Annotated in this window: 9 protein-coding genes; 2 read left to right on the top strand and 7 right to left on the bottom strand. The window is 66.5% G+C overall.

The window, feature by feature from the left end:
• The first annotated feature begins 136 nt into the window (after nucleotides 1-136).
• Nucleotides 137-577 (top strand): arginine deiminase family protein, encoded by a 441-nt coding sequence (locus tag ACPYO4_RS16135; protein WP_425710207.1) that lies wholly within the window; start codon nucleotides 137-139, stop codon nucleotides 575-577.
• Here ACPYO4_RS16135 and dctP read toward each other — a convergent pair.
• Both dctP and ACPYO4_RS16125 read right to left on the bottom strand, forming a co-directional pair.
• A complete protein-coding gene (gene dctP, locus ACPYO4_RS16130) occupies nucleotides 459-1,541 on the bottom strand; it encodes a TRAP transporter substrate-binding protein DctP (RefSeq protein WP_425710274.1) in 1,083 nt (360 codons plus the stop codon). The genes ACPYO4_RS16135 and dctP overlap by 119 nt on opposite strands.
• 81 nt (nucleotides 1,542-1,622) lie before the next feature.
• Nucleotides 1,623-2,144 (bottom strand): YncE family protein, encoded by a 522-nt coding sequence (locus tag ACPYO4_RS16125; protein ID WP_425710273.1) that lies wholly within the window; start codon nucleotides 2,142-2,144, stop codon nucleotides 1,623-1,625.
• Nucleotides 2,145-2,393: 249 nt separating this feature from the next.
• On the opposite strand from ACPYO4_RS16125, the gene ACPYO4_RS16120 reads away from it, so the two are divergent.
• On the top strand, nucleotides 2,394-2,591 hold the full coding sequence (locus ACPYO4_RS16120; RefSeq protein WP_425710272.1) for a hypothetical protein: 198 nt from the start codon (nucleotides 2,394-2,396) through the stop codon (nucleotides 2,589-2,591).
• Between the two features lie 15 nt (nucleotides 2,592-2,606).
• Here the strand turns inward: ACPYO4_RS16120 and ACPYO4_RS16115 are convergent, their stop codons facing one another.
• The 5 genes from ACPYO4_RS16115 to ACPYO4_RS16095 all read right to left on the bottom strand — a co-directional run bounded on the left by ACPYO4_RS16115 (nucleotide 2,607) and on the right by ACPYO4_RS16095 (nucleotide 7,901).
• Nucleotides 2,607-3,464, bottom strand: coding sequence for an NAD(P)-dependent oxidoreductase (locus ACPYO4_RS16115; protein ID WP_425710271.1), 858 nt, complete (start codon nucleotides 3,462-3,464; stop codon nucleotides 2,607-2,609).
• Between the two features lie 89 nt (nucleotides 3,465-3,553).
• Nucleotides 3,554-4,645 carry a mandelate racemase/muconate lactonizing enzyme family protein gene (locus ACPYO4_RS16110; RefSeq protein ID WP_425710270.1) on the bottom strand — a complete coding sequence of 364 codons (1,092 nt, stop codon included), beginning with the start codon at nucleotides 4,643-4,645 and terminating at the stop codon, nucleotides 3,554-3,556.
• Between the two features lie 41 nt (nucleotides 4,646-4,686).
• Entirely contained in the window at nucleotides 4,687-5,670 is a 984-nt protein-coding gene (locus tag ACPYO4_RS16105) for a Bug family tripartite tricarboxylate transporter substrate binding protein (protein WP_425710269.1), read from the bottom strand.
• Between the two features lie 98 nt (nucleotides 5,671-5,768).
• On the bottom strand, nucleotides 5,769-7,271 hold the full coding sequence (locus tag ACPYO4_RS16100; RefSeq protein ID WP_425710268.1) for a tripartite tricarboxylate transporter permease: 1,503 nt from the start codon (nucleotides 7,269-7,271) through the stop codon (nucleotides 5,769-5,771).
• A gap of 6 nt (nucleotides 7,272-7,277) precedes the next feature.
• Complete coding sequence (locus tag ACPYO4_RS16095) at nucleotides 7,278-7,901, bottom strand: tripartite tricarboxylate transporter TctB family protein (protein WP_425710267.1); 624 nt, start codon at nucleotides 7,899-7,901, stop codon at nucleotides 7,278-7,280.
• Nucleotides 7,902-7,982 lie beyond the last annotated feature (81 nt).

Genomic DNA, 7,982 nt, shown 5'->3' with positions numbered 1-7,982 from the left:
CACCAGCGAGCACGCTCAACACGATCCGAGTCTTCTTCTCGACCGGAATCGAAGGGGGTCTTCCCATGGTTCTGATTCTCCTTCAGGACTGACTCAACAGCCCTGCCAAGAATCTTGACGCGCGACAGAGGCACTCATCCTCGGGCCGCTACCCAACCACCTGTTCACCCGCGACGCGTCGTGCTGGGTCTACGACGGCGTGGCCGTCAACTCCGTGCGCTACGCCGCCCGCGTGCGCGAGTCCGTCCACTACGAGGCGATCTACCGCTGGCACCCGAGGTTCGCGGGACTGCGCCTGGGCGGGACCGCCGACGAGACCGGACCCGGCCCCGACGAGGTGAGCCCGCGCGTCGGGGCCGGCCTGCCCTCGAGATCCGTCCTCCCCCGATCACCATTACGGCCGAGATCACCGCGATCTGCACTGCCGGCTGACGAGCGCGAGGCTCCACCGTCCTACGTCAGCCCTCGCCCCCCGAGTGCTCCTCGATCAGCTCACGAGTCCGATCGAGGACCTCCTGCGAGTCGAAGTCGGCGCCGCTGTTGGCCTCCACCCACTCGTCAGCGAGCTCGCTCATGATCTGGTCCCATTCCGCGCGGTCGACCTCGCTCAGCTCCGTGATCTGGAAACTGTGCTCAGTCTCGGTCCACTCGACCGACTGCGCCACGTTGACGTCGTCGTGGTACTCGCTGGCGAACACCGACATCTCCTCGACGAGGGTGTCGATCTCGGTCCGGACGTCCTCGGGGAGCCCCTCGTAGTGTTCCTCGTCCATGAGGGCAACAAACGTGCCGCCGATGCCGAGCGGGTAGTCGACCATGTAGTTGAGGAACTCCCCCAGACCGAGGTCCTGCAGGACGTCGCGAGAGGACAGCGATCCCTGGAGCAGGTTCGTCTGGAGGCCCTGGGCCAGCTCCGGCGCAGGCAGGCTGACAGGGGTGATCCCCAGTTCCTCGGCCATGCGGACGAACGGACCAGGCGCACGTAGTTCCAGCCCGGCGACGTCGTCCGACCCCGTCACCTCGGTCGTGGTGAGGACGTAGGCCGGTTCAGTTGTGAACGCGGTCACCACGTGAAACCCGTCGAACTCGGAGGGATCGAACTCCTCGATCAGGTCGAGGAACACGGCGCTGGCTACCTGAGAGTTCGGGATCCCCAGCGGGAGGTTCATCACGGAACTAAACGGAAAGCGGCTGGCGTCGTTGTGCGGGCTGTCGAGCCCGACGTCGACGACGCCCTCGTTGATGCCATCGTAGATATCGCCTGTTGCCAGGAGCGTGCCGCCGGCGAACGTCTCGACCGTCACCGCACCGTCGGTCCGCTCTTCGAGCAGGGACGCCCACTCGTCCATCTGGACCCCGGGGAACGAGGCCTGTGGGGCGTAGAAGGCATACCGCAGCGTGATCTGTTCGCCCGTCCCGCCCGCGTCGTCGTCTCCGTCCGAGCCGGTGCAGGCGGCGAGGAGAAGTGCGGTCGTGCTCGCGGCAGCGAGCGTAATGGTCCGCCTGCGATTTCGGGCACGGACCGTGTACTGAATCGTCATGTGTCTACCTCCTGGTACGCCGCGCCGTCGCGACGGTTGTGGGTGGGCTGGTGCTGGGAGGGGGCGGTCGTTCAGTGGTGGTCAGATCAGCGCGGTGACGTCCGGCTCCGAGCCTGTAGCGATGGTCCGCAGGGTTGCGAGTGTCTCGAGGTCGACAATCGCGACCTGGTTCCTGTCGAGCAGTGTCACGAAGGCGATCGGCTCTGATCGATGGAACGAGATGCCCGCCGGGATGGCGTCGAACTGCAGGGCGTCAACCTCTCGAAGATCGGTGTCGTAACGCGTGACAGTGCGATTCTCGATGTCGGTCGTCAGGAGCGCGCGGTCGCCAGGCACGACGTAGACCCGCAGCGGGTCTCCCTTCACGGCCACCCGCTTCTCCTCCCGCATAGTCTCGGCGTCGAGCCGGACCAGCGACTTGGCGCCGCGAACCCCCACATAGAGCTGCTTCTCGTCCCTGCTCAGGGCGCAGCTCTCCGGGAGCGGCCCCGGCGCCGCGACGAGAGGCGGCGCGGAGGCGTCGTGCGGGTCGACAGCGCTCACTGTCCCCGAGAGCAGTCCCGTGACGTAGGCCCGGGTTCCCGCGCGGTTGATCACCACCATGTGGGTCTTGATCCCGCCCGTCGCCACAGCGCCGGAGGGTGCCCCGGCCGTCGCGGGGTCGTCGATCCGCAGCAGAATCGCCTTCTCCTCGCTGAGGACATAGAGGCGGTCGTGATCGTCGATCGCGATTCCGTGAAGTCGATTGAACGGGCTCAGCTCGATGGTTCGCTCGAGCCTCCTCGCCGCTAGGTCGACGACGAACACGCGCGTCCCACCCGCTCCGGCGTCGCCCGACATCCGGACGCCGTAGTGAGCGACGTACGCGTATTTCCGGCCGGCGTCGATCACCATCTCGTGCGGGTACGCGCCGAGTTCGACGCGGCCCAGCAGCGACCCGTCGGACACGTCGTGGAACGCGATCGCGTGGCCGCTCTTCTCAACGACAGCAAGCTCCTCCGTCGTGTCTCCGATCGTCATCACGTACCACAGCCTTTCGTCGAGGCATGAACCGAGTCGTGGGCTTTACGAGGGCAACTCGACGGGATAGACCGCGTCCCGGCCGTCGAGCAGGCGCTTCACCTGGTCCACCGCGAGCAGGGCGAGCCCGTCGTAGGCCTCGTTGCTGTGCCCCGCGTTGTGCGGGGTCGCGATGACGTCGGGCCGGCGAAGCAATGGGTGGTCAGGCGGGGGCGGCTCTTCGGACCAGACGTCGACGGCCGCGCCGGCCACCTGTCCACGATCGAGAGCCTCGGCGAGCGCGATCTCGTCCACCACCCCGCCGCGCCCGACGTTGACCAGGAATGCACCGGACTTGATCACCTCGAACGCCGCCGAGTCGAGCAGCGCCCGGGTGCTGTTCGTCAGCGGTACCTGGACGCACACGACGTCGGACTCGCGCAACAGCTGCTCGAGCGGCACCACCTCGACGCCGGACAGCTCGCCCACCTGCGGGTCCGAGCCCACGAGCCGGCAGCCGAACGCGGCAAGCCGCTCGGCGACGGCACGTCCGATTCGGCCGAGCCCCACGAGACCGACGGTCCGGGTGCCGAGGAGTCCACCGACGTCGATCAGACGTTCCGCACCGGCAAGAAGGTTCGCCTCCTTGGCCTTGATGCGGTGAACGATCGACAGCGTCAGCGCCACAGCGGCCTCGGCCATCCCGACATAGTTCTCAGGCGCCGCCCCGTGGGCCACCGCGATACCGCGGTGTGCCAGGGCCTTGAGCGGCAGGTGGTCTGTGCCGATCACGGGGCTGACCACGGCGCGCAGCTCGCGCGCACGCTCCAGCTCGTCCACCGACAGCAGGCGCTCGGGTGGGACGATAAGCGCGACCGCACGCTCAAGCAGCTGATCGGCCGCCTCACCGGGCTCACCGAGCATCGCCCGCTCGAGGCCCGCCTCCTCAAGGGCGTCCTCGACGAGCGAACGTCGGAACTGGTCCTGACCGACGAGGACCAGACCTGCGGTCATCAGTCCCACCGCCCTGCGACGAGGAACTGCTCGATCGCGTCGGGCACCAGCTCGAAGCCATGGCCGACGGTGTCGGGAATGAGCGCGTGGCCGTTCTCGAACTGCAGCGGGCTGACGAGCCACTTGTCGACCCACGGGAACTGCTCGAGGTAGGCGGCATTGGGGTAGGCCGCCATGAGGTGGATGTGGATCTCGGGCAGGAAGTGGGGCGCGAGCGCGACGCCCTCGGACCGAGCCATCTCCGAGATCTGGAAGAACTCCGTCGGGCCGGCGAGCTGTCCGACGTCGGGCTGGAGGAGGTGGGCAGCGCCGCGCCGGGCGTACTCCTTGAACTCGCCGGCGCTCTGGAGGTGCTCGCCGACGGCGATCGGCACGTCGATGGCCTTGGCGAGGGCAACGTGGCCATCGACGTCCCGGGCGGGCATGGGCTCCTCGAACCAGTACACGCCGAGGTCAGCGAGACGCCGACCGAGCCAGATCGCCTCGGGCAGGACGAGGCGCTGATTGGCGTCGCACATGATGCGCAACGCGTCGCCGAACTCGGACCGCAGCGCGGAGACGCGGCTGAGGTCCTTCTCCGGGTCCATCCCCACGCGGAGCTTGACCGCCGTCAGTCCCATCTCCATCTGCTTGTGGACATTCTCGATGACCTTCTCCATCGGGAGTGTCGGTGCGAACTGCCCGCTCGAGTAGGCGGGGACAGAGGCGCGCACCTTGCCGACGTGGTCGGCCAGCGAAATGCCACGTTCGACAGCGGCCAGGTCCCACAGGGCCATGTCGACCGCGCCGATCGCGATCGACGCGAGGCCACGCCGGACACGGTCGATCCTGAGCATGCTCGTGTTCCAGATGTCCGCGACGTCGTGGCTGCTCCGGCCGATCACGGCCGGAAGGAGCACCATGTCGATGATGCTGCGGATGGCCTCGCTGCCGTCCCACTCCACGGTGAAGCCGAAACCGCGTCCGATGTGACCGTCGGCGGTCTCGAGGGTGACACCAGCGACATTGCAGTTGTTCTCGTCACCGACGACGTGGTCACCGGGAAGGGGGATGCGCAGGATCCAGCTTCGGGCGGCAACGATCTCAACCATGAACTCTCCTTAGATACCTAGTGACATGCTCGATCGATGACTCATTCGGCGAGGACGCCCTCCAGGAGCTCGACCTGCTCGCCGAGGTAGCTCTCGAACTCATCGCCCGTGAGGAACTCCGGCTGGAGCAGCGACGACTCGATGTAGGAGTCGTAGGCCTCGGACTCCGTGTACGCCTCGACCATGTCCTCCCAGTAGGCGCGCTGCTCCTCGGTGATGCCGGCCGGGGCGAGGACGCCGCGCAGCTGGCTCACCGAGACGTCGTACCCCTGCTCCACCGCCGTGGGGATGTCGCCCAGCGCGCTGTCCTCCGGGTACCGCTCGTCGGCGAACACCGCCACCGCAACGAGGTCCCCGCTCTCCAGCTGGCCGGCAACCTCGTTGGGATTGACGACCGCCATCTCGATGTTTCCCGCCAGGATCGCGGTCACGATCTCGGCTCCCGACTGGAAGACGACGCGGTCGAACTCGGAGCCCGTCTCACCGATGAGCACGTCCAGGGTCACGGAGTCCGGCCCGTCCTGCCCTGCAACACCAGCGCGGACCTCGCTCGAGTCGTCGATCACCCCTTCGAGGGAGTCCCACCCCGAGTCTGCTCGAACCACCGCGATCGAGACATCCGTCCCGACCATGGCGATCGGCGTGAAACTCTCCCAGGTGTAGCTGACGTCCGTGGTGATAGGCAGGGACAACGTCGAGATCGTGGCGGTCAGGAGGAAGTGAGGATCGCCCTCCTGCTGCTGCACGTAGGACGAACCTGTCGCGCTCGATCCACCGGGTCTGTTCTCCACCACGACGGTGACGTCGTCGTCGGTCTGCGAGAAGGAGTCGGCCATCGACCGAGCGAAGATGTCCTGACCGCCGCCGGCATTGGCCGGCACGATGAAACTGACGTCCTGCTCAGGTGACCACTCCCCGTCCGAGGTCTCACCGCTATCGGCGTCTCCCCCGGAGCAGGCTGCCAGCACCAGCGCAAGGGCGCCGATCGAGGCCGGCATGGTGATTCCCCGCAAGTTCCGTGTCATTACAGTCTTCCTCGCCAATCGTGTGAATGTCTTCGTCGTCAGAGATATGTGTTCTGCGGTCGTTCAACGTGATCTCGGTGGTCCTCAGCGCACGGGCCCTACCTGCTCACGAGCTTGTCTGCGGACCTGGTGCGCCGGGACCGGATCCCGCGCACCACGGGCGGCAGGACGAGGGCGAGCGCAGTGAGAGCGAGGAACACGAGCGCGAGCGGACGGTCCGCGAAGATGGCGTAGGAGCCCCCACCCATCTGCACCGACTGTGCGAGCCCCTGCTCAAGCATCGGTCCAAGGATCAGGCCGAGGATCAACGGCAGTAGGGGGTAGTCGTACTTCTGAAGGAAGTAGCCGACAATGCCGAACGCCACGGCGACCCACACGCCGGTCATGGAGTTCTCGACTGCATACGCGCCGATGATGCAGACCGCCAGGATTACGGGATACAGGCGCTTGTAAGGCACCGTGAGAACCGAGGCGAACAGCGGTGCGAGCGGCAGGTTCAGAATGAGCAGGATCGCGTTACCGATGAGGAACGAGGCGAGCACGCCCCACACGAGGACAGGCTGCTGCTCGATGAGAAGTGGTCCGGGCTGGATTCCATGAAGCGTGAGCGCGCCGAGCAGGACTGCCGTCGTCGCCGAGCCGGGGATCCCGAGCGATAGCGTGGGGATGAACGATCCGTTGGCGCCGGCGTTGTTCGCCGCTTCCGGACCGGCCACACCCTGGATGGCTCCCTTCCCGAAGCCCTTCCCCTTCGCGACGGTTCGCTCGACGCCGTAGCTCGCGAACGACGCGAGGGTCGAGCCGGCGCCGGGTACAACTCCCATGACGGTGCCGATGCCGGATCCTCGCACGATGGGGGCCGTGCTGACCTTGAGGTCGTTCTTGGACAGCATCATCTCGCCCCAGCTCGGGCGAGCGACCTGCGGGGAGTGGCGGGCGGACACGTTACGGAGAATCTCCGCGATCGCGAACACCCCGATCACGACCTCGATGAACCCCAGGCCGCCAAGCAGCTCGATGCGGCCGAACGTGAATCGTTCTGTCCCCAGCACGGGGTCGATGCCCACGGTCGCGACGACCAGACCCAGACCGAGGCAGAGCAGACCCTTGGTTCGCCCTCCAGCGGTGAACCCGACGGTGGCGACCAACGCCAGCAGGATGACTGCCACCATCTCGGGGGGGCCGAACTGCAGTGCGACGTTGGCGAGCAACGGTGAGACGAACATGACCACGACAAGGCTCAGCACGCCGGCGACGAACGAGGCGATGGCCGCGATCGCCAGGGCCTGGCCGGCTCGTCCGCGTCGGGCCATCTGGTGTCCCTCGAGAACCGTGACGGCCGTGGCGGCCTCGCCCGGTGCTCCGATCAGGACCGATGAGATCGTCCCGCCGTACTGGGCGCCGTAATAGATCCCGGCCAGCATGATGATCGCTGTCACCGGCTCGAGGCCGAAGGTCAGCGGAAGGAGCAGACCGACTCCCGAAGCGGAGCCGAGGCCGGGGAGCATACCAATGACGGTGCCGAGCGTAACGCCGATGAGGCAGTAGAGAAGGTTCGTCGCTGTGAATGCAGTCTCGAAGCCAAGAAGAATCTCAGTCATCGCCGATCACCACAAGGTCCCGGTGGGGACCGGTACCGCCAGCAGCTCCTGGAACAGGAACCACACGGCGCCACCGACGATCACCGCGAACAACGCGCTGTAGACGATCTTCCACCGTTCGATGAGGAGCGATACGAACAGCACGTAGGCGCCTACGGCCGGAGCCAACCCGATCAGCGGAATCGCTGCGGCCAGTGCGACCAGTCCTGCCACATTGATCCAGCGCTTCCACACCGCATCCGCTTCCGGGGCCTCGTCCGTCATCGGAAGCGTCTCTGCGATCTCCCGCCGACCGTCGTCCCGAGGAGCCATCGGCTGATCAACGGCGGAGTCACTCGATTCTGTCGTCGTAGCTCGCATCCGCTTGGCGACCGCGCCGAGCAGGAGCGCAGCAGCAAGCACCACCATGGTCGAGCCGACGACAGCGGGCAACATTCCAGCGCCGAGCGATCCGTTCTCGGTCGACAGGCCGAGCTCGAAGCCCCGGCGCGCGACCAGGACCCCGAGCAGCACGAACACTCCGCGGACGATCAGGTCGCCCAGCGGTACCGCCGCCTCAAGCTCCTCAACATCGTGTTCGTCACGCTCCGTGTGTGCTTCTGTCGAAGAGTCGGGCGGTGAATGAGCCATACGTGTATCTCCGTCGCGTAGTGGTCTAAGCGTCATTGCTACAGCTCGCTTTACGGCGTGAGACCCGACATTAGGGACTCT

Origin of the sequence: Georgenia sp. Z1491, assembly GCF_049856175.1 — a bacterium.
Lineage (GTDB): Bacteria > Actinomycetota > Actinomycetes > Actinomycetales > Actinomycetaceae > JB111.
This window is presented reverse-complemented; position numbering and strand designations above follow the sequence as displayed.

What these genes read in the sequence shown, in the direction of transcription:
- dctP (WP_425710274.1), bottom strand. Translation starts at nt 1,541, where the DNA reads ATGACGATTCAGTACACGGTCCGTGCCCGAAATCGCAGGCGGACCATT.
- ACPYO4_RS16125 (WP_425710273.1), bottom strand. Translation starts at nt 2,144, where the DNA reads ATGGTGGTGATCAACCGCGCGGGAACCCGGGCCTACGTCACGGGACTG.
- ACPYO4_RS16115 (WP_425710271.1), bottom strand. Translation starts at nt 3,464, where the DNA reads ATGCTCGGTGAGCCCGGTGAGGCGGCCGATCAGCTGCTTGAGCGTGCG.
- ACPYO4_RS16110 (WP_425710270.1), bottom strand. Translation starts at nt 4,645, where the DNA reads ATGGTTGAGATCGTTGCCGCCCGAAGCTGGATCCTGCGCATCCCCCTT.
- ACPYO4_RS16105 (WP_425710269.1), bottom strand. Translation starts at nt 5,670, where the DNA reads ATGACACGGAACTTGCGGGGAATCACCATGCCGGCCTCGATCGGCGCC.
- ACPYO4_RS16100 (WP_425710268.1), bottom strand. Translation starts at nt 7,271, where the DNA reads ATGACTGAGATTCTTCTTGGCTTCGAGACTGCATTCACAGCGACGAAC.
- ACPYO4_RS16095 (WP_425710267.1), bottom strand. Translation starts at nt 7,901, where the DNA reads ATGGCTCATTCACCGCCCGACTCTTCGACAGAAGCACACACGGAGCGT.